This is a genomic window from Rhodococcus sp. 14-2470-1a, from assembly GCF_002259425.1.
GTDB classification, from domain to species: Bacteria; Actinomycetota; Actinomycetes; order Mycobacteriales; family Mycobacteriaceae; genus Rhodococcoides; species Rhodococcoides fascians_E.
In genome coordinates, this window is record NZ_NPFZ01000036.1 from 1 (window position 1) to 20,042 (window position 20,042).

17 protein-coding genes and 1 pseudogene are annotated in these 20,042 nt (G+C 66.3%); 5 read left to right on the forward strand and 13 right to left on the reverse strand.

Features of this window, described 5'->3' with window-relative positions; genetic code table 11:
- Positions 1-63 precede the first annotated feature (63 nt).
- The 4 genes from CH292_RS25060 to CH292_RS25075 form a co-directional block, all read right to left on the reverse strand.
- The gene (locus CH292_RS25060) at positions 64-1,005 is read right to left on the reverse strand and encodes a 1-acyl-sn-glycerol-3-phosphate acyltransferase (protein WP_033189947.1); all 942 of its coding nucleotides are present in this window, start codon (positions 1,003-1,005) and stop codon (positions 64-66) included.
- Positions 1,002-1,844, reverse strand: coding sequence for a GNAT family N-acetyltransferase (locus tag CH292_RS25065; RefSeq protein WP_037142636.1), 843 nt, complete (start codon positions 1,842-1,844; stop codon positions 1,002-1,004). Before CH292_RS25065 ends, CH292_RS25060 begins: the two co-directional genes overlap by 4 nt.
- Positions 1,845-1,982: 138 nt before the next feature.
- Positions 1,983-2,939, reverse strand: a complete 957-nt coding sequence (locus CH292_RS25070; RefSeq protein WP_019664335.1) for an electron transfer flavoprotein subunit alpha/FixB family protein — start codon at positions 2,937-2,939, stop codon at positions 1,983-1,985.
- A gap of 45 nt (positions 2,940-2,984) precedes the next feature.
- Positions 2,985-3,785 (reverse strand): electron transfer flavoprotein subunit beta/FixA family protein, encoded by an 801-nt coding sequence (locus CH292_RS25075; protein WP_019664336.1) that lies wholly within the window; start codon positions 3,783-3,785, stop codon positions 2,985-2,987.
- Positions 3,786-4,006: 221 nt separating this feature from the next.
- Here CH292_RS25075 and CH292_RS25080 point away from each other — a divergent pair, with 221 nt between their 5' ends.
- The 3 genes from CH292_RS25080 to CH292_RS25090 are packed head-to-tail and all read left to right on the forward strand — an operon-like array spanning position 4,007 to position 7,625.
- Positions 4,007-4,798 carry a methyltransferase domain-containing protein gene (locus tag CH292_RS25080; RefSeq protein WP_019664337.1) on the forward strand — a complete coding sequence of 264 codons (792 nt, stop codon included), beginning with the start codon at positions 4,007-4,009 and terminating at the stop codon, positions 4,796-4,798.
- A 32-nt stretch (positions 4,799-4,830) separates the two neighbouring features.
- The gene (locus CH292_RS25085) at positions 4,831-6,381 is read left to right on the forward strand and encodes a glycoside hydrolase family 57 protein (protein WP_179278078.1); all 1,551 of its coding nucleotides are present in this window, start codon (positions 4,831-4,833) and stop codon (positions 6,379-6,381) included.
- Complete coding sequence (locus CH292_RS25090) at positions 6,378-7,625, forward strand: glycosyltransferase family 4 protein (RefSeq protein WP_019664339.1); 1,248 nt, start codon at positions 6,378-6,380, stop codon at positions 7,623-7,625. Before CH292_RS25085 ends, CH292_RS25090 begins: the two co-directional genes overlap by 4 nt.
- On the opposite strand, the gene CH292_RS25095 is transcribed toward CH292_RS25090, so the two are convergent.
- Positions 7,608-8,384: an acyltransferase gene (locus CH292_RS25095; protein WP_019664340.1), complete on the reverse strand. Its 777-nt coding sequence runs from the start codon at positions 8,382-8,384 to the stop codon at positions 7,608-7,610. The genes CH292_RS25090 and CH292_RS25095 overlap by 18 nt on opposite strands.
- A 301-nt stretch (positions 8,385-8,685) precedes the next feature.
- On the opposite strand from CH292_RS25095, the gene CH292_RS25105 reads away from it, so the two are divergent.
- Positions 8,686-9,996, forward strand: coding sequence for a PQQ-binding-like beta-propeller repeat protein (locus CH292_RS25105; RefSeq protein WP_256978564.1), 1,311 nt, complete (start codon positions 8,686-8,688; stop codon positions 9,994-9,996).
- Here CH292_RS25105 and CH292_RS25110 read toward each other — a convergent pair.
- Genes CH292_RS25110 through CH292_RS25130 form a run of 5 tightly spaced genes read right to left on the reverse strand, consistent with a single transcriptional unit; the run spans position 9,984 to position 14,779 of the window.
- Positions 9,984-11,165 (reverse strand): SAM-dependent methyltransferase, encoded by a 1,182-nt coding sequence (locus CH292_RS25110; protein ID WP_094655964.1) that lies wholly within the window; start codon positions 11,163-11,165, stop codon positions 9,984-9,986. The two genes, CH292_RS25105 and CH292_RS25110, sit on opposite strands and share 13 nt — an antisense overlap.
- Positions 11,166-11,198: 33 nt before the next feature.
- A complete protein-coding gene (locus CH292_RS25115; protein WP_019664343.1) occupies positions 11,199-12,236 on the reverse strand; it encodes a class I SAM-dependent methyltransferase in 1,038 nt (345 codons plus the stop codon).
- Positions 12,237-12,293: 57 nt separating this feature from the next.
- On the reverse strand, positions 12,294-13,073 hold the full coding sequence (locus tag CH292_RS25120) for an enoyl-CoA hydratase/isomerase family protein (protein WP_094655965.1): 780 nt from the start codon (positions 13,071-13,073) through the stop codon (positions 12,294-12,296).
- Positions 13,074-13,101: 28 nt separating this feature from the next.
- The gene (locus CH292_RS25125; RefSeq protein ID WP_019664345.1) at positions 13,102-13,902 is read right to left on the reverse strand and encodes a hypothetical protein; all 801 of its coding nucleotides are present in this window, start codon (positions 13,900-13,902) and stop codon (positions 13,102-13,104) included.
- A 34-nt stretch (positions 13,903-13,936) separates the two neighbouring features.
- Positions 13,937-14,779 (reverse strand): ABC transporter ATP-binding protein, encoded by an 843-nt coding sequence (locus CH292_RS25130; protein ID WP_094627055.1) that lies wholly within the window; start codon positions 14,777-14,779, stop codon positions 13,937-13,939.
- 31 nt (positions 14,780-14,810) lie between these two features.
- On the opposite strand from CH292_RS25130, the gene glgX reads away from it, so the two are divergent.
- Positions 14,811-16,964, forward strand: coding sequence for a glycogen debranching protein GlgX (gene glgX / locus CH292_RS25135; RefSeq protein ID WP_094655966.1), 2,154 nt, complete (start codon positions 14,811-14,813; stop codon positions 16,962-16,964).
- Between the two features lie 719 nt (positions 16,965-17,683).
- On the opposite strand, the gene CH292_RS25145 is transcribed toward glgX, so the two are convergent.
- The 3 genes and pseudogenes from CH292_RS25145 to CH292_RS25155 form a co-directional block, all read right to left on the reverse strand.
- Positions 17,684-18,475 carry an aminoacyl-tRNA hydrolase gene (locus CH292_RS25145; RefSeq protein WP_020110360.1) on the reverse strand — a complete coding sequence of 264 codons (792 nt, stop codon included), beginning with the start codon at positions 18,473-18,475 and terminating at the stop codon, positions 17,684-17,686.
- Positions 18,472-19,713 (reverse strand): phosphoserine phosphatase SerB, encoded by a 1,242-nt coding sequence (serB, locus tag CH292_RS25150; RefSeq protein ID WP_051127719.1) that lies wholly within the window; start codon positions 19,711-19,713, stop codon positions 18,472-18,474. The genes CH292_RS25145 and serB overlap by 4 nt, the downstream gene beginning before the upstream one ends.
- Positions 19,714-19,843: 130 nt before the next feature.
- Positions 19,844-20,042, reverse strand: a pseudogene (locus CH292_RS25155) (cytochrome ubiquinol oxidase subunit I); the annotation flags it as partial.

Here is a 20,042-nt window from a genome sequence, read left to right on the forward strand (position 1 = left end):
CCCGTCACACCTGCCCCCGTCCCACCTGCCCAGCCACGACACCCGTCCAGCCGAGGTTCCTGCTCAGCGGTGCACCGGTCGCTGCGGGGCTCGGACGACGTCGAGGGTGACGACATCGTGCACGGTCGGGTCGAGCCGATCACCGGATCGCGCCGCCGCCTCGCAACGCCTCGCGAGATCCCGACGGTCGGAGCCCGGCGCCTCGGGAGCGGTCAGTTCCACGCGCGCGACGATTCCTTTCAGCCGCAGGATTCGGCCGATCGACTGACCGATGGTCTCGTCGCCGACGAAGCACGTCGCCGTCGTACGAGCAGAATTTCCGTCTACGTACGCGAGCCGGACCGGCTGCACCCAGGTCTCGGTGTCGATCGCGGCCTGGAACATCGCAGGCCGGAACGAGCCGTACGCCTGTCCGCACCAGGTCGTCGCTTCCGGGAACACCACAACCGTTCCACCGCCGCGCAGTCTGTCCGCAACCTGGTCGACGGTCCCCGGGAGCGCACGTAGTTTCTGCCGGTGAATGGGAAGCACCTTCATTGCCCTGGCCAACAGGCCCAGTACCGGCCACTCGATCAGGTCGCCGCGGGCGACGAACGTCGCCGGTCGCAGTGCCGTCAGGACCAGTACGTCCGTCCAGGAAATGTGTCCGGCCACGACGAGCGCGCCGTGTTCGGTACGGGAGCGTTCCCGATCCGACCGCGGGTCGTGGACGCAGAGCCCGATACCGACGGCGAACAGCAACATCCGCGCACCGAATCGAGTGACGCGCCTGCGCAGTCGGGGTGAGACCACACCGACGGCGATCAGTACCGGAAGTAGCGCGACCGCGAACAGCGCGACCAGAATGCGCAGTGCGACCACCACCGAACCCACGGTTGCGCTCCCGCGCGCGATGCAGCCGTCTCCGCACGGGCTGGACGGCATCCACGCATGATCCACCACCTGTTCCGTCACGGCCGATTCGGCTGCGCGGCCGGACGAGTCGACGATGTTCGATGCGGTCATCCCTGTCCCCTCGTCTCGTAGGTGTTGGCCGCGCTTCTCAACCGGTCCAGGTACCGAGTGTTGGCATCGCTCAGCCCGAGCAGTGCGACGAAATCCGCGACACCGAAGTCGGGGTCGTGCGACGGTTCTCCGCACACCACCGCGTTCAGTCGCAGGTATCCGCGAAGCAGCGGAGGGATCGATGTGCGAGCAGGGGCCACGATCTCGTCGAGACCGCGGCCGTCGACCACGACGGGGTTACGTGGGATCACGCGGCGGTCGGGTGCCGATCCATGCTTGTCCAGCAGGAAGTCGCGGACGCCTCGGACGTTCGCCCCCGGAACGTCGTCGGCGGACGCCTGCATGGGTACCGATACGCATCCCATGACCCATTCGAGGCCGGTCACTTCGAGGTAGTGCAGGATTCCAGCCCACATGAGTCCGAGGACGGAGCCGGATCGATGCTCGGGCCGCACGACGGCGCGTCCCATCTCGACTACCGAGGATGCGGACGGATTCAGGGCTGTGAGATCGAATTCCGTTGCGGTGTAGTAACCCCCGGCTGCGATGGCGGCGTCGGGAGTGAGCATGCGGTAGCAACCGACGAAGTCGTCGGTTGTGTTGTCGCGGACGAGAAGATGGTCGCAGAATTCGTCGAAGCGGTCGGCGTCGCGGCCGCTGGGATCTCGGGGGATGTCGTATCCGGGTTCGGACGCGAACACGTCGTAGCGGAGTTTCTGAGCGGCGTCGCGATGATCTCGGTCGGTGGACAGGACGAGCGAATAGCGGTCGGCAGCTCGGCCCTTCGTGGCCGTCTCGGGCACGGACGATGCACGCGAGTTCATGACTGAAGTGGTCATGCAAGTTGTCTAACGAGCCGCGGCCACGTCAGCGCATCAGGTGGGTAACGTGTCCGAACACGTTGCGTGAACGACAGAAACGCCCCCACCCCCCCCCCGAAACGGGGAGGCGGGGGCGTGTCGTCTGTCCGGGCGATATCAGCCCTTGTGCTTCTTCACCGCTTCGGTGAGCTGAGGTGCGACGTTGAACAGGTCGCCCACGATGCCGTAGTCGGCGATCTCGAAGATGGGTGCTTCTTCGTCCTTGTTGACTGCGACGATGGTCTTCGAGGTCTGCATTCCGGCGCGGTGCTGGATGGCGCCGGAGATGCCGAGTGCGATGTAGAGCTGCGGGGAGACCGTCTTACCGGTCTGACCCACCTGGAACTGGCCCGGGTAGTAACCGGAATCCACCGCTGCACGCGACGCACCGACCGCTGCGCCGAGCGAATCGGCCAGGTCCTCGACGACGTTGAACTTGTCCGCACTGCCGACGCCACGGCCACCGGACACGACGACGGTCGCTTCGGTGAGTTCCGGGCGGTCGCCACCGACGATCGGGTCACGCGAGGTGACCTTGACGACGCCGTCTTCCTGTGCCGGTACCTCGACTGTTTCGCGGCTACCCGCGCCTGCCTTCGGCTCGGCTTCCACGGCACCCGGACGCAACGAGATGACGGGGACGTCTCCGTTGGCCTTCGCCTCGACGGTGAACGCGCCACCGAAGATCGAGTAGGTGGCACTGCCGTCGCCGTTCACGGCGATGACGTCGTTGTGCAGACCGGAGCCCAGGCGCGCCGCGAGGCGTCCCGCGACTTCCTTGCCTTCGATGCTGGCTGCGGTGATGATCGCGGCGGGCGAGACGGACTCGGCGAGTGCCGAGAGTACGTCGACCTTGGGGGTGATGATGAAGCCGTCGATGTCGTCGGACTCTGCGGCGTAGATCTTCTCCGCGCCTGCCTCGGTCAATGCGTCGGCCAGCTTGTCGGTGGTACCGGCGGGACCGGTGACGACTGCCGACGGCTCGCCGAGTGCACGGGCCGCGGTGATCAGCTCGGTGCTGACCTTCTTGAGGGTTCCCTCGACGTGCTCCACGAGCACGAGTACTTCTGCCATGACTTGCTCTCCTTAAGTGGTCTGCGCGGCGTTACGTCGGCGGGATCAGATGATCTTCTGGCCTACGAGGTAGGTGGCGATCTTGTCGCCGCCGTCGCCCTCGTCGGTGACCCGCTCGCCTGCAGTCTTGGGAGGCTTGGGGGTGGACGACGTGACGGTCGTTCCTGCGTTCTCCACGCCGACGATGCCGTCTTCGACGCCGATCTCGGCGAGCGTGATGGTCTGCACCGTCTTCTTCTTCGCGGCCATGATGCCCTTGAAGGACGGGAAGCGCGGCTCGTTGATCTTCTCGGTGACGCTGACGATGGCCGGCAGTGCTGCCTCGAGGCCGAAGATGCCCTCGTCCGTCTCGCGCTCGCCCGACACGGTGCCGTCGGCGACGGTCAGCTTGCGGAGCTGGGTGAGAGCGGGAATCTGGAGGTACTCGGCGATGATCGCCGGTACAGCGCCCGTACGGCCGTCGGTGGCCTCGTTACCCGCGATGATCAGATCGGCGGGCTCGTCGTTCTCGAACGCGACGTTTCCGAGCGCAGCTGCAAGCGCGTACGCAGTCTGGATGGCGTCGGACCCGTGGAGCGACGGGTCGTTGAGGTGCACGGCGCTGTCGGCACCCATGGACAGAGCCTTGCGGATGGCATCGGTGGCGCGGTCGGGGCCTGCGGACAGCACCTTCACCTCGCCGCCCTGTGATTCCTTGATGAGCAGGGCTTCTTCGACGGCGCGCTCGTTGATCTCGTCGAGAACGGCGTCGGCTGCCTCGCGGTCGAGCGTGTAGTCACCGTCGGTGAGTTTGCGCTCGGACCACGTGTCGGGAACCTGCTTGATCAAAACAACGATGTTCGTCATGGGTCTGCGTCGACCTCCTGGTCATGTTCCGCTGATTCGTAGGGTGAATCGGGTCGTGCCTTATGGGTTCTTGCTGTTCTAGGCCCTGCCGTAGATTACCCCATGTTTAGTTACTGGTGGGTAACTTACCGCATTTCCGATCCGACAATACATCCGCCCCCTCCTGATCGGACGCCACTGCCGATGGTTCTTCTCCGTACCTAGGCACTACCCTCTCGTCGGTGAGCGAATCATCGACAGCCAACGCGGACGCACCGCTCCCCCTCACCGGCGAGCGCACGGTTCCTGGCATCGCGGAGGAGAACTACTGGTTCCGCCGACACGAGGTCGTGTACGAGCACCTGCTGGGGCGGTGCCGGCACCGCGTCGTCCTCGAGGCGGGATCGGGAGAAGGGTACGGCGCCAACATGATCGACGCCGTTGCCGAGTCGGTCACCGGCGTGGACTACGACGCAGGCGCCGCCGCTCACGTGCACGATCGGTATCGCGGAGTCCGCATGCTCCGCGGCAATCTGGCGCAGCTGCCCCTTCGCGACGACTCGGTGGACGTGGTCGTCAACTTCCAGGTGATCGAGCATCTGTGGGATCAGGGGCAGTTCCTCGACGAGTGCTTCCGGGTCCTCCGCCCGGGTGGAGAGTTGCTCGTCAGTACACCGAATCGCATCACGTTCTCCCCGGGGCGAGACACTCCGTTGAATCCGTTCCACACGCGCGAGCTGAACGCCGACGAGTTGTCGGAGCTGCTGGAACAGGCCGGTTTCACCGTCGACGTGATGACCGGTGTTCATCACGGGTCCACGCTGCGCGATCTCGACTCCAAACACGGAGGGTCGTTCATCGACGCTCAGATCGAGCGCGCACTCGCCGGGGAGCCCTGGCCGGCAGCCCTCTCGGCCGATGTCGCATCGATCACCACGGCAGATTTCGACATCCACCCGACGGACATGGACGGGAGCCTCGACCTGGTCGCCGTCGCGATCAAGCCTCACGGCGGAGCTGCGGTGAGCGGGTGAGCACACCTTCACCGAAGGTGACCGAACCGGGCATGTTCGCTCTGGTTCTGCACTCGCACCTGCCCTGGCTCGCCAATCACGGCCGATGGCCGGTCGGCGAGGAGTGGTTGTACCAATCGTGGGCGGACTCCTATCTGCCGCTGACGGACATGCTCTCGACGCTCGCCGACGAGGGACGTACCAACCTGCTCTCGCTCGGAATCACCCCGGTGCTCGCCGCTCAACTCGACGACCCGCATTGCCTTGCGGGGATGCATCATTGGCTCGGAAACTGGCAGCTGCGCGCACACGAGGCAACCGATCGCGCGATGTCGATCCGCGAACACAGAAGCGCTGCACGGGCACTCGACACATTCGAAACGAAATGGCGGCACGGCGGATCACCGGTCGTTCGCACACTCGTCGACGCAGGAACGGTCGAACTGCTCGGCGGTCCCCTCGCCCACCCCTTCCAACCGCTGCTCGATCCGAGACTGCGCGAATTCTCGCTGTCCGAGGGGCTTTCCGACGCGGCGAGGCGGTGGGGCACACGGCCCACCGGCATCTGGGCACCAGAGTGTGCGTACGCACCGGGGATGGAAGTCGGATACGCAGACGCAGGGGTCACCCATTTCATGGTCGACGGCCCATCCCTGCGAGGCGACACGACGCTCGGGCGACCGGTGCGAGAATCCGACGTCGTCGCGTTCGGGCGCGATCTCGAGGTCAGCTATCGCGTGTGGTCGCCGAAATCCGGTTACCCCGGGCACGCCTCGTACCGCGACTTCCACACCTACGACCATGCGACCGGGCTCAAGCACGCCCGTGTCACCGGGCGAACCGTCGACTCGGCCGACAAAGAGCCCTACGATCCAGCCGCCGCGTCCGCCGCGATCGACATCCACGTCGCGGATTTCGTCGACACGGTCAGGCGCAGACTCCGCTCCGAGTCCGATCGCATCGCACAACCCGCACTCGTCGTGGCGGCGTTCGACACGGAACTGTTCGGCCACTGGTGGTTCGAGGGCCCGGTGTGGCTCGAACGCGTCCTGCGAGCCCTGCCGGAAGCCGGGATCGACGTCGGAACCCTGGACGACGCTCGCACCAAGGGATTCGTCGGCGCACCGGTCCAGTTGACCGAGTCCTCGTGGGGGTCGGGCAAGGACTGGCGCGTGTGGAACGGAGACGCCGTACGCGATCTGGTTGCACTGAACGCCGAGGTGGTCGAGGCAGCACTGAGCGCACTCGACGGTCAGCGCACGATGGACGGGCAGCGATCGGGCATGCCCGAATTGCGTAACAGGGTGAACGACCAGATTCTGCGTGAGACACTCAACACGGTTGCCAGTGACTGGGCGTTCATGGTCAGCAAGGACACGGCGGCCGGATATGCGCGTCAGCGCGCGCATGTTCACGCCCACGCTCTCCGGGAGATCGCGGACGCGGTCCGCGGTGGTCGTCACGACGACGCGGAGCGGCTCGCACGCGGGTGGAACCAGGCAGATGGGCTGTTCCCGGCGCTCGACGCTCGTCGAGTGGCAGGAAAGTACGACCCGAAGAACCTGCAGCACGGATCGGGAGCTCGGAGGGGAGCACTGAAGTGAAGATTCTGATGGTCTCGTGGGAGTACCCGCCGGTCGTCGTCGGAGGGCTGGGCCGACACGTCCATCATCTGGCTACCGAACTCGTCTCCGCTGGGCACGAAGTCGTCGTTCTGGCGCGCCGCCCGACGGGCACCGATGCGTCGACCCATCCCACGCACCATCGCATCGACGACGGCGTCCTGGTGGTCGCGGTGGCCGAGGATCCCGCACACTTCGTCTTCGGCGAGGACATGCTGGCGTGGACCCTTGCCATGGGACACGCGATGGTTCGCGCCGGAATCGCACTCGGCAAACCGGGCCTTGGCGACGGCTGGCAACCCGACGTGGTCCACGCGCACGACTGGCTGGTGGCGCACCCTTCCATCGCGCTCGCCGAACACTTCGACGTCCCCCTCGTCTCGACGATCCACGCCACCGAGGCGGGCAGGCACAGTGGCTGGATCTCCGGCACGATCAATCGTCAGGTGCATTCCATCGAATGGTGGCTGGCCAACGATTCCGACGCGGTCATCACCTGTTCGGCGTCGATGAAGGACGAGGTCACTCGACTGTTCGGGATTCGCGACTCGGCGGTGTCGGTCATCAGGAACGGCATCGACATCCGCACGTGGAACTTCCGTCCTCGCCAGCCTCGCCAGGAACCCGCCACACTGCTGTACGTCGGCCGTCTCGAATACGAGAAGGGCATACAGGACGTCATCGCCGCCATGCCGCGCATCCGTCGGAGCCATCCCGGCACCACGCTGCACATCGCAGGCGAGGGAACGCAGTTCGCGTGGCTGGCGGAGCTCGCCCGGACGCATCGGGTGACCCGCGCAGTCTCGTTCCTCGGATCGCTCGACCACACGGAACTGCTGTCCTGGCTCCACGGAGCCGACGCGATCGTCCTACCCAGCCGCTACGAGCCCTTCGGCATCATCGCTCTCGAAGCCGCCGCAGCGGGAACCCCGCTGGTGGCGTCGACTGCCGGTGGGCTGGGTGAAGCGATCGTCGACGGCGTGACCGGTCTGTCGTTCGAGCCGTCCGACGTCGCAGGCCTCGCCGCTGGGGTTCGGCGCGTTCTCGACAACGTCGATGCAGCCCAGGAGCGTGCGCACGCTGCCCGCGAGCGGTTGACCGTCGACTTCGACTGGAAGCACGTAGCGGAAGCCACCGCCCAGGTCTATCTGGCCGCGAAACGGAAGGTGCGGTATCCGCTCGCGCGGCCCACCATCGTCGAACGCGCTCTACCCGAGCGCAGTTGAGTCGCCGCGCGCAGCTTCCGCCGCCCTGAGTGCTTTCTTGCGTTCGATGTCCTCGAGCGCAGCGATGTACTTCGCGCGCTCGGCAGCACCGGCTTCCCAGTCGGCCTTGCGGTTGCGGACCACCTTGGCCGGTGCGCCGACGGCGATGCTGTAATCCGGTACGACACCTTTGACGACGGCGTGTGCACCGAGCACACATCCGCGGCCGACGCTGGTCTCGCGTAGAACCGTCACCTTGGCGGCGATCCAGGTGTCGGGACCGATCCGGACCGGTCCCTTGACGATCCCCTGGTCTTTGATCGGTGTGGTGACGTCGTCCATCCGATGGTCGAAATCGCAGATGTAGCACCAGTCCGCGACGAGCGTCGACGCACCGATCTCGATGTCGAGGTAGGTGTTGACGACGTTGTCCTTGCCGAAGACCACTTTGTCGCCGATCCGCAGCGATCCTTCATGGCAGCGAATGGCATTGCCGTCGCCGATGTGTACCCATCGCCCGATCTCCAGTCGGGACAACTCGGGAGTCGAATGGATCTCGACGTTCTTGCCGAGGAACACCATTCCCCGAAGCACGACATGAGGATTGGCAGCCTTGAACCGAGCGAGCCGGTAGTACCGAACGAGGTACCACGGTGTGTAGGCCTTGTTCTTCAGCACCCAGCGGAGCGAGTCGCGGGTGAGGAACCTGGCCTGATCCTCGTCGCGTCGTCGGGATCCCCGCCAGCGTGAACGCAGCGGCGCGTTCCACATGCTCGTCATAGCCGTCCACCCTAGCGGCACTGCAGGGTGACTCGGAACGACCCGGGGACGGCAGGAGTGGAGCCTGCGGAATGACCCGGGAGGGCAGGAGTGGAGCCTGCGGAATGACCCGGGAGGGCAGGAGTGGAGCCTGCGGAATGACCCGGGAGGGCAGGAGTGGAGCTTGCGGAACGACCCGATAGGGCACGAGTGGAGCCTGCGGGACGATCGGTGTGGACCGCTTTGGCCATCGCGACGGTGGCCGGGATAGTCTCTGTCCTTGAATCATGTGCGTCGGACACGGTCGAGGAGAAGTAACAAGGTGCTTGGCGGTAGAGCTGGTGTGGCTCGCGTGGTGTCGCTGGCGACCGTTGCAGCCCTGACCGCCGCGGCGTGCGGCGGGGGCGGCGAGGCAATCGACGCCTTCGCGCCCGACGGGTGGCCTGTCGTGCACGGTGACTCCCGGAACAGCAGCTCCACCGAGCATGTCGGACTGTCGGACGTTCGGTTCGCGTGGTCGCGGCCGCTGGGGGCGACGACGTCGTCTCCGGTGTCGATCGCGGCGAGCGGTCAGATGTTCGTCTCGACGTTCGGTGAGGCCGGGTGCAATCTCTTCTCCTTCGAGATCGAGTCGGGCCGTAAGCGTTGGTGCAACCGTGTGGGGCCGTCCGTGGGCACCGAGACACCTCTGGTCGATTCCGTGGCCAATGTGTACGTCGGCGACGACGGTGGGTTCTCGTCGTTCAACGAGCACGGTCAATTGCGTTGGCGCACTCCCACCAACGGCGTTCCACGTTCTGCGCAGTTCCTCGGTGACGGCAGCGTTCTGGCTGTGACGCAGTTCGGTCAGATCAATGTCCTGGACACCCAGACCGGCAAGTCCGTCGTGCCGATCCACGATCTGATCGACCCTCCCGATTTCCTGGCCGAGCCCGGCGCCGATTTTCTTCCGCCTGCAACCGGTCTCGATGCGTGCGCGTCGGGTTCCGCCGAGTGCGCGGTGGCGGCCACGCCTGCCGTGGACCTGGATTCGTCGAACATCTATCTCGTTCTGTGGCGTTCGGGTGCCGTTGCACCGCAGTTGATCTCGCTGCACTACGACGCGGAGGCGACACCGTCGATCACGGAGCGTTGGTCGTCGGAACTGCTCCCGGCCGGAGTGTCGTCGAGTCCTGTTCTGTCGGAGGACGGCTCGACGATCTATCTCGCCGACGTCGACGGCCGGGTGTCCGCGTTCGACGCCTCGAACGGTGCGCAGCGGTGGTCGTTCGGAGCCGGATTCGGTGCGAGCAACACGCCATCGGTCGCGGGTGACGGTTCGATCGTCCCGTCGGGCGGCGAGGGGTCGGTGCGCTCCATCCGCGACGACGGCACCAGCGCGAGTGTCTCGTGGTCGCGAGATGATCTGCAGCAGTTGGGTACTCCGGTAAGCACCGCCGACGGCCGCATCGTCACGGTCGTCGGCCGCGGTGACGACGTAGTCCTCGTTGCGCTGGACTCGGCGAGCGGGGAGACGGTGTCCGAGCAGGTGCTCGACGGCGCCTCCGGCTCCACGGTCGGTACGTCGATCGGGCCGGACGGCCAGGTGGTCACGTCGACCTATCTCGGCGAGATCTTCACCTACACGTCCTGATCGGTCCTGCCCGGGCGACGAGCCTGGCAGACGAACGCAACACCGGACCGGCCGATCCGCGTGATGATCACCGACAGTGCTGTGTCCCCCTTCAGCTTCAGTCGGGGCCGTAGCACTGCGGGGTCGACGTCCACGCCACGCACCAGGATCTCCACCGATCCGCATCCGTGCGCGGCAAGGGCCTGCCGCAACGATTTCTCCGAGTACTTGATTCGGTCGAGGATGCGGAATCCGTTCACGCCCTCGGGCACCGCGTTACCGGTCAGGTATGCGATGCGGGGATCGAGTTGCCACAACCCGTGCCGAGCCCCGTAGTGACGAACGAGGCCTGCGCGGACGATGGCTCCGTCGGGGTCGATCAACCACTCCCCGGGTTCGGCGGAGTCGATGTCGTCGGGCTCGGAATCGGTGATCTCGTAGGCGGATCCGTCGGAACTCAGTACCGACGCGCGCCGTGTGATCGACGTCGTGGACAGGCCGTCGGACCACAGGCACGCTTCCTTGACCCCGCCGTCGAGCGACACCAGTTCGACTTCGCCGGCCCACCCGAGTGAGTCGAAATCCAAACCGGGAGCGCACTTGACGACGAGATCGCGGCCGGAGTACGTCTCGATCAGGTCTGGTAGCGGCGGCTGCAGAGCCGCAGGGTCATGGGTGCGTCTGCCTCCGGAACGTCGCCCGGGGTCGGCGAGCACGACGGTGCCGCGGGACACGGGGACGAGTGCGTCGGCGCGAACGACCGACGCCGCCGGAACGTTGTGGCGTGCCATGCGCAACCGCACCGGGTCGAGGTCGCTTCCCAGCACGGTCCGTGCGGTACGGACCAACGAGTCCAGTTCGGTGCCGATCGAGCAGGTGACGTCGTGCACGTCGCGGCCCGCGAGCCGCTCGGCACGGCGCCGCGCCACGATCGTCGGCGTCGCCTGCTGCACGGCGTCGTCGGTCAGCAGCCATGACTCGGCACCGTCGAGCTTGCCCGACGCCTTGCGCCGCACGGTGGTGGTCTCGACGAGCACGGCGGCGTTCTCGCCGAACCTGCTGCGTGCCGCGGTGACGTCCGCGAGCATGGATTGCCTGGTCAGCGCCCGGCCGGACATCCAGTCGAGCGCACCGACGCCGACATCACCGGTGAGGTAGTCGATGTCGGCGTCGGTGAAGGTGTAGCTCATGACAGTGCCGATACGTTCAGCGAGTGCGAACGGTCAGGACGGCTTCACACCGGTGATCATCACGTTGTAGAAGAATCCACGCGGCACGACGTGCTTGAGCACGTTCTCGTCGACCCAGCTGAGCGTCTTCCAGCCGCCGAACGCGAACTTGGCCCAGTTCCATCCCAGCTTCTCGGCGGGAACTGCTGCTTCGAACGTTCGGACCGGCCAGCCGAGCAGCGCTGCGGCGAACTCTTCCGTTCGCGCCTCGACGTCGACGGCACCCGCGCTCGCCGCGATGTTCTCGAGATCGCTCGGATCGAACGTGTGCAGGTCGACGACGGCTTCGAGAGCCGCGGCCCGCGAGGACTCGTCGAGTTCCTCCTGCGGCTTGCGCCAGCTCTCCAGGAACGGCAGTTTCGTGATTCGCGTGGTGGTTTCCCACGTAGCGCGGCCCAACCACCGAGCGTAGAAGTTTCCGACCGTCGTCGGCTCGCCGGCGAACACGAAGCGGCCCCCGGGCTTGAGCACGCGGAGTACCTCGCGGAGCGACTGCTCCACGTCCGGAATATGGTGCAGCACGGCGTGTCCGACGACGAGATCGAACGTGTTGTCCTCGTACGGGATGGTCTCCGCGTCCGCGACACGGCCGTCGACGTCGAGGTTCAGATGCTCGGCGTTGCGCAGTGCCACCTTGACCATGCCCGGCGACAGGTCCGTGACCGAACCCTTCTTCGCGATACCCGCCTGCATGAGGTTCAGCAGGAAGAACCCGGTCCCACACCCCAGTTCGAGTGCGCGACCGTACGGCAGCGCGTCCTGCGCGTCGGGAGCGGAGCCGACCGCTTGATCGAACCGTCCGCGGGCGTAGTCGATGCAGCGCTCGTCGTACGAGATGGACCACTTGTCGTCGTACGTCTCGGCCTCCCAGTCGTGGTAGAGGACCTGGGCGAGCTTGGTGTCGCTCCGCGCGGCCTCCACCTGCTCCGCCGTGGCGTGCGGGTTGGGCGCGGGGTCCGGTACGACGTGGAGGCTGGAATCAGCGCCGGCCGCCTTGGTGTCGGACGAACCGTCGTGAGGGCTTGCAGTCATGAGGGCAGCCTACTATCCGGTAGGAAATGAACAAGTTCCAGTTTCGTGGTCAGGCGGTCACTCGCCGGTGAAGTCGGCCTTGCCCGGTCCGTTGGCGATGAACGACTCCATGCCGATGGTCCGATCCTTCGTCGCGAACAGAGCGGCGAACTGCTGAGCTTCGATCTTCAGGCCCGTGTGCAGATCCGTGTCGAGGCCCTGATCGATCGACGCCTTGGCCGCAGCAAGCGCCCGCGAAGCACCCTTGGTGAACTGCGACGCCCATTTTCTCGCGGCGTTGTACACCTCGTCCGGGGCGACGACCTCGTCGACCAGTCCGATGCGGAGCGCTTCCTCGGCTCCGACGAATCGACCGGTGAAGACCAGATCCTTGGCCTTGCTCGGACCCACGAGCCGTGCCAACCGCTGGGTACCGCCGCCGCCGGGGATGACGCCGAGAAGCACTTCCGGCACACCGAGTTTCGCATTGTCGCCCGCAATTCGCAGGTCGGCGCTCAACGCGACCTCGAGGCCACCTCCGAGTGCGTAACCCGTGATCGCCGCGACGACGGGTTTGGGGATCTCGGACACCGACCCGAGTGCGGACTGCAGATCCCCGATGATGTCGGTCATCTGCGCAGGCGACAACTCCACCATTTCCTTGATGTCCGCACCGGCGGCGAAGACCTTCTCGCCGCCGTAGACGATGACAGCCTTGACCGATGAATCGATCGTCGCGGCACGCGCGGCGGCCCTGATCTCCTCTTGCACCTGACGGTTCAACGCGTTCATCGGTGGTCGGTCCAAGCGGATGGTGCCGATACCGTCGGATACCTCGAGATTCACGAACTCAGCCATGACCGCACACGCTACCGGGTGCCCGGTGTCATCTCCCCGACCACGGGTGTGCACTGCCCGCGTAGTAGGCCTCGTGGTCGGGAAACTCGACCCGCAGTTCCCCGTCGACGTGGTAGAGGTTCGGCTGGATGGGAGTGATGACCGGTTCCGCGGCAAGGACGTCGGACACCGAGTCGAAGGCCGACAACCCGGCCAGTTGACTCCACGTGGGGGGAAGCAGAATCGTCCGTCCGCCGCGCCAGTCGTCCAGGGCCGATTCGAGTGACCGCCACCCGACCGACGCGGCCTCGCGCGTGTCACCGTCGGCGATCTGCCCTTCGGGCGTGACCGCGACGAAGAAGTGGGTGTCGTAGCGGCGCGCCTCGCCGTTCGGCGTGATCCAGTTGGACCACGGTCGCAGCAGGTCGGTCCGCAGGACCAGACCGTGGCGCTCGAGGAAGGCTGCGAAGGTGAGTTCGTGCCGTTCGAGTGCCGCCCGGTCGTCGGCGTAGACGGAGGTGTCACGCACAACCGAGTCGGGTGTCGGACCGGCGAGCAGCACTCCGCATTCCTCGAACGTCTCGCGGGCCGCCGCGCAGACGAGTGACGCAGCTCTGCGTTCGTCGACGCCCAGCCTGCTTGCCCACCACGAGGCATCGGGCCCTGCCCAGGCCAGGTCGGCGTCACCGTCGGACGCGTCGACGCCGCCGCCGGGAAACACGGTCATGCCGCCGGCGAACGCCATGCCGGACACGCGCTCGAGGAGGAACACCTCGATTCCGGCCGTGGCATCGCGGACGAGGATCACGGTCGACGCGTCCCGGGCGGGCACAACTTCGGTCGGAGTCATCCTCGGAAACTACAACGTCCGATTGTCGGACGTGTCACCGGCGGTGCTGCCCGGCAGCCCGTGTCCGCCGAGCGAAGAAACGCCCGTCGACCCGATCGAGAGTGATCGACTGGCTGAATGCCTCCGTCAGGTTCTCGGCGGTGATCACGTCGTCGACGAGCCCCTGCGCCACCACACCACCTTCCTTCAGCAGCAGTGCGTGACTGAAGCCCGGGGGAATCTCCTCGACGTGGTGGGTGATCAGGACGGTGGCCGGTGCGTCGGGATCGGCCGCGAGATCCGCCAGTCGCGCGACGAGTTCCTCGCGGCCGCCCAGGTCGAGACCCGCGGCGGGCTCGTCGAGCAGAAGGAGTTCGGGGTCGGTCATCAACGCACGGGCGATCAACACGCGCTTGCGTTCGCCTTCGGACAACGTTCCGTACGTCCGCTGCGACAGATGTTCGGCTCCGAGACTCTCCAGCATGTCCACCGCGCGCTCGGTGTCCATGTCGTCGTACCGTTCACGCCACCGTCCCAGCACGCTGTATCCGGCGGACACGACCAGATCGCTCACCGTCTCGTCGGCAGGGATGCGATGAGCGAGAGCCGACGACGACAGTCCGATACGCGTCTTGAGATCAGCGACGTTGGCCTTCCCCATCACTTCACCGAGGACGTGTGCGATGCCCGACGTCGGATGCACCTCCGCGGCTGCGATCCGCATCAGGGAGGTCTTGCCCGCCCCGTTGGGTCCGAGCACCACCCATCGTTCGTCGAGTTCCACCTGCCAGGTGACCGGGCCGACCAGCGTCACCCCACCTCGCCTGATGAGTACGTCGTTGAAATCGATGAGCAAATCGGGATCCGGTTCAGACACGAGATCTATCTTGTCGCACATCCATCCCCCACACACGGCAGGATCTCGAAGCGTGTCGCCCTTCATTGATCACACCGACGATCGTCCCGCCTCCCGCGCGGAGTCCTCTCCTCCGGGCTCTCCGTTTCCGTTGGGAGCTACTGCGTCGGCAAGTGGTACGCAATTCGCGGTCCACTCGCCCGAGGCCGACGGCGTCGAGGTATGCCTTGTCGATCCCGACGGCTCCGAACGGCGCGTCGAACTTCGGGAGAAGACCTTCGGGATTCGGCACGGTTTCGTCCCCGGCGTGACCCCCGGCACCAGATACGGGTTCCGAGCGCACGGTCCGTGGGACCCGGCGGGCGGGCGACGCTTCAACGGCCGGAAGATTCTTCTCGACCCCGCGGGCCGGCAGATCGCCGGGCAGCTGGGCGACGCGCATGCCCTTCTCCCCTACGACGACGAGCCGTTCGGGCAACCGAGCACGGTCGATTCGCTCGGGCACATGCCGTTGTCGGTCGTCACCGACCCGGCCGTCCTGCGCGAGGTCGTCCGGCCGTCCGTTCCCTGGGATCGAACCGTGCTGTACGAGCTCCACGTCGGCGCCTACACCGCCAGGCATCCGGACGTACCCGCGCAGCACCGAGGGACGTACCTGGGCCTCACGGCACCCGCGGTACTCCGACACCTGACCACACTCGGCGTGACGACGGTGGAACTTCTTCCGGTGCAGGCGATGTCGACCGAACCCGACGTGCGGGCACGGGGAATGCGTAATCACTGGGGATATTCGACGGGTGCGTTCTTCGCGCCCGATCCACGTTTCGCGTCCGAACCCGGCGCCGAGGTGACCGAGTTCAAGACGATGGTCGACGTACTGCACAGCGCCGGAATCGAAGTCGTGCTCGACGTCGTCTACAACCACACGTGCGAGTCGTCGGTGTCCGGGCCGTCGATCAGCTGGCGCGGACTCGACGCGCCGGGTTACTACCTGCTGGACGGTCGCGGTTACGACGTCGACATCACCGGGTGCGGCAACACACTCGACTCCGCGTCGCCCGCCGTGGTGCGCATGGTCTGCGACAGCCTGCGGTACTGGACCGAGGTCATGGGAGTCGACGGCTTCCGATTCGATCTCGCCAGCACGCTGGGCCGGCCGGGAGGGTGGCGATTCGATTCCCGCGCACCCCTCCTCACAGCCATCACGACCGATCCGGTTCTCTCACGAGTCAAGCTCATCGCCGAGCCGTGGGATGCAACGGGAGCCGGCTATCAAGTGGGTGGATTCGGCCCGATGTGGTCCGAGTGGAACGACCGCTATCGCGACACGATCCGCCGATTCTGGGCGGAACAGATCGGTGTGCGCGAGCTCGCGTCACGGCTCGCCGGATCCGAGGACATCTACGGCGGTGGCAGCCGAAAGCCCTGGGCATCGATCAATTTCGTCACAGCCCACGACGGCTTCACCGCCCGGGACCTCGTGTCGTACTCGCGCAAGCACAACGAGGCCAACGGCGAGGAGAACCGCGACGGGACCGACAACAACATCTCGGTCGACCACGGCGTCGAAGGACCGACGGACGACCCGGCCGTCACCGGTGCACGAGCCCGCCACGTACGCGCACTGCTCGCCACCCTTGCACTGTCCACCGGAACGCCGATGCTGCTCGCCGGAGACGAACTGGGACACACGCAGTTCGGCAACAACAACGCGTACTGCATCGCCGAGGACGCACCAGCCGAGGACGCGTGGGCGATCGACTGGTCGAACGTCGATTCCGATCTCGTCGCGTTCGTCTCACGCGTGCTTCGCATCAGACGAAGCGCACCGTCGCTCCGGCAGCAGGAATTCTTCTTCGGACGGGACACCCCGTCGGGCCGACCGGACCTGGTCTGGTTCGACGGACACGGCAGCGAGTTGACGACCGAACAGTGGAACGACGACTCCGTCCGCACCATCCAGGCGTGGGTCGACGGCGGCGACGTCCGGTCCTACGAACCGGACGGCGTGCGCGTCGACGACGACAGCTCACTGCTGATCGTGCACTCCGGTGGTCCGACGGAGATCTCACTGGCCTGCCCGTCGTGGGCTGCCCGACGATTCGCGCCGGTGTTCGATTCGGCCGAACCACGCGGTATTCCGACCGACGCGGCGTCCGTCGAAGCCGGATCGGCGATCTCGCTGACCGGACCGGGTGTGCTCGTGTTCCGCAGCGACGGCAGGTAAGTCATGAACAGTTGAACGAGGGGTCCGATTCCGAACGCGTACAGCAGGGTCCCGACCCCGACAGTGCCGCCCAGGAGCCACCCCGTTGCCACCACCGCCAACTCGATGCACGTGCGAATCAGTCGCACGGACAGTCCGGTTCGCGCGACGAGTCCTGTCATCAACCCGTCGCGCGGACCCGGCCCCATGCCCGCACCGATGTACAGCGCAGTCGCGAAGGCGTTCACGACGATTCCGGTCACCAACAGCGCGATGCGGACGGCCATGTTCCCTACCTCCGGGAGCCAGTGCAGCGTGGCGTCCACCGCGATCGCAATGACCACGACGTTGCTGACGGTCCCCAGTCCGGGCTTCTGGCGCAACGGAATCCACAGGAGCAGAACGACGGCGCCGGTCAGTGCGGTGATCGCGCCGAAGCTCAACGGCACGTGCCGGCTGACTCCTTGATGGAACACATCCCACGGATCGAGGCCGAGACCGGCCGTCACCATCAACGCCATGGACGCTCCGTAGAGCCACAGTCCGACGTAGAGGGCAACCAGTCGGATCGTCAGTTCTCTGCGTGCGCGCGGCGGCACCGGTGTGTCGAGCTTCGTCCTTCTCATTCACCCAGTGTCGTTCCGATCTGGCGCTTGCCGAAACATCCAGTTTTCAGGCAGTGGACCCCTCCGACCGGACGTGGACGCTGTACGGCGGCGTCATCGTCGGGTCCGTGGAGACTACGGTCGGATTGCCGCGACTACCGTCATCGAGCCGGGCGCCACCTCGGTGAACCCCGCATCCCGCACGGCCACGGCCTGACCTGCCTCGACCAGCGCACGCGCTCGGCGCCACTGCTGCTCGTCGGCGTCACGCACGGAACAGGCGAACCCGGTGTGCGCCCAGTCCTGGCACTGCTCCGGAGTCATCGCGCCCGCGAGCAACATCGACGCGTGTCCGACCTGGGCGGCGGCTTTCCCCACCGTCATCTCGAGGGCCGGATCTATCCACAGCACCGGTACTCCCGGTGTCGGTGCACCCGCATCATCGTGCGCGACATCGGTGCCGCCGATCTGCAGACGCTTCACGCGAGGATCCAGATCACCCACCCTGCCGGGAACGAAAGCGCGGGCGTGCGCGCCGCCGACGTCGACGGTCAGTCCGGGAACGTCCTGCGCAGCGGTCCAGTGCGCACCCCGCGCGCGCCTGGCGACCTTGCGGATTCTCGACCCGGTCCACGCGAGGAAGCGGTCCTCCCACTCGCCGCCGGATCCGACACGTTCGTCCAGACACACCGCGACGGCCGCGGCCGCGGCGGCTTCCAGCAGACTGCTGCGCGGCGGCGGATCCGCCTTGGGGATGTGCAGAACGACGGCCATTGCCAGCACGTCCGCGGGATCCTCCGGATCGGCACGACCGCCGTAGCCCCGGGCCAGCACCGCATGCCGCTCGGCGAACGTGCTGAGCGAACTCTCGGCGGTCGCCTCCATCGGCCCGGCGCCGGGCACCGGGGTTTCCGGGATGTCGCTCACAGGATCGGGACTCGCCTGACGCCGCCGTCGACGGCGTCCGCAGCTTCGATCTCACTACGTGTCACGCCCAACATGAACAGGACCGCGTCGAGGTACGGGTGCGAGATCGCGGTGTCCGCGATCTCGCGCAACGCAGGCTTCGCGTTGAACGCCACTCCGAGACCCGCGGCGGTCAGCATGTCGATGTCGTTCGCTCCGTCTCCGACGGCCACCGTCTGTTCCATCGGAACACCGGCCTGGGCCGCGAACTCGCGCAACGCTGTCGCTTTGGCAGCTCGGTCGACGATCTCGCCGACCACACGCCCGGTCAGTTTGCCGTCGACGATCTCGAGTGTGTTCGCCTTGACGAAATCCAATTCCAGCTCGTGAGCGAGTCCCTCGATGACCTGACGGAAACCACCGGAGACGACGCCGCAGGCGTACCCGAGACGACGCAGCGTACGAATGGTCGTGCGGGCACCCGCCGTCAGCTCGAGTTCGTCGGCGACGTCTTCGATGACGGACGCGTCGAGTCCGGCCAATGCTTGCACGCGTTGGTGCAGCGACTCGGTGAAATCGATCTCGCCGCGCATGGCGGATTCGGTGACCGCTCGAACCTCGGCCTCACGTCCGGCTTTGGCGGCCAGCATCTCGATCACTTCGCCCTGAACCAGCGTCGAGTCGACGTCGAAGACGATGAGTCGCTTGGAGCGGCGCGCGATGCCTGCTCGTTCGACGGCCACGTCGACGCCGACGCCCGCCGCGACCTCGGACAGACCTTTTCTGAGTTGACGGTCGGCGTCGGGCGACGTGTTGGTGGCCGTGACGTCGAGTTCGAGACCCGTGACCGGATAGTCGGCGACTCCACGAATGGAGTCGATGTTGGCACCCTGTCTCGCGAGCTCGCGCGAGATGCTGCTGAAGGCCCGAGCGGTGACCGGACGGCCGAGGACGACGACGACGTGAGTCGCGAGACTCCGACTGCCCACCGGGTCGGCACCGATCTCGACGTCGACGTGGACGCCGACGGTGGACATGGCCTCCTCCAGCTCGTCCTGCAGTGCCTCGGGATCGCGGGGGCACGACAGCAGGACGCCGAGAGTCAGACGGCCGCGGATGACCACCTGCTCCACATCGAGGAGGCTCACCTCGTGACGCGAGAGCGCCGCGAACAGAACCGAGGTGACGCCAGGTTTGTCGGGCCCGGTGACGGTGACGAGTACAGCGATGTCCTCGGTAGCGAAACCTCTGTCAGGCACCGATTCTCCCTTCGCGACGACGCTGACCTCGGTGGTGCGTCGCCATTCTTGCTGCTTCACTGATCAGATTGTCGCAAGCGAAGAGCCCCGCCCGAGTTCCGGGAGGGGCTCTTGCCGACTGACTGGATGTTTACTTGGGGTCGTGGTCGCCGGATCCTTCGTGGTCGCTCGTCGCGATAGGTGCGCGACGTGCCTGTTCGAGGACTTCGGTGGTGTGTCCGCCATGGCTGCCTGGTCCGACGTGGGCTTCGGCGCGGAGGCGTTCGACCATGTGCGGGTAGTGCAGTTCGAACGCGGGACGCTCGGAACGGATCCGGGGCAGTTCGGTG

Excerpts from the sequence above, each read along its gene's own strand:
- CH292_RS25065 (WP_037142636.1), bottom strand. The coding sequence starts at position 1,844 with ATGACCACTTCAGTCATGAACTCGCGTGCATCGTCCGTGCCCGAGACG.
- CH292_RS25115 (WP_019664343.1), bottom strand. The coding sequence starts at position 12,236 with ATGACTGCAAGCCCTCACGACGGTTCGTCCGACACCAAGGCGGCCGGC.
- CH292_RS25110 (WP_094655964.1), bottom strand. The coding sequence starts at position 11,165 with ATGAGCTACACCTTCACCGACGCCGACATCGACTACCTCACCGGTGAT.
- CH292_RS25125 (WP_019664345.1), bottom strand. The coding sequence starts at position 13,902 with ATGACTCCGACCGAAGTTGTGCCCGCCCGGGACGCGTCGACCGTGATC.
- CH292_RS25060 (WP_033189947.1), bottom strand. The coding sequence starts at position 1,005 with ATGACCGCATCGAACATCGTCGACTCGTCCGGCCGCGCAGCCGAATCG.
- CH292_RS25130 (WP_094627055.1), bottom strand. The coding sequence starts at position 14,779 with ATGTGCGACAAGATAGATCTCGTGTCTGAACCGGATCCCGATTTGCTC.
- CH292_RS25070 (WP_019664335.1), bottom strand. The coding sequence starts at position 2,939 with ATGGCAGAAGTACTCGTGCTCGTGGAGCACGTCGAGGGAACCCTCAAG.
- CH292_RS25120 (WP_094655965.1), bottom strand. The coding sequence starts at position 13,073 with ATGGCTGAGTTCGTGAATCTCGAGGTATCCGACGGTATCGGCACCATC.
- CH292_RS25095 (WP_019664340.1), bottom strand. The coding sequence starts at position 8,384 with ATGACGAGCATGTGGAACGCGCCGCTGCGTTCACGCTGGCGGGGATCC.
- CH292_RS25075 (WP_019664336.1), bottom strand. The coding sequence starts at position 3,785 with ATGACGAACATCGTTGTTTTGATCAAGCAGGTTCCCGACACGTGGTCC.
- CH292_RS25085 (WP_179278078.1), top strand. The coding sequence starts at position 4,831 with ATGTTCGCTCTGGTTCTGCACTCGCACCTGCCCTGGCTCGCCAATCAC.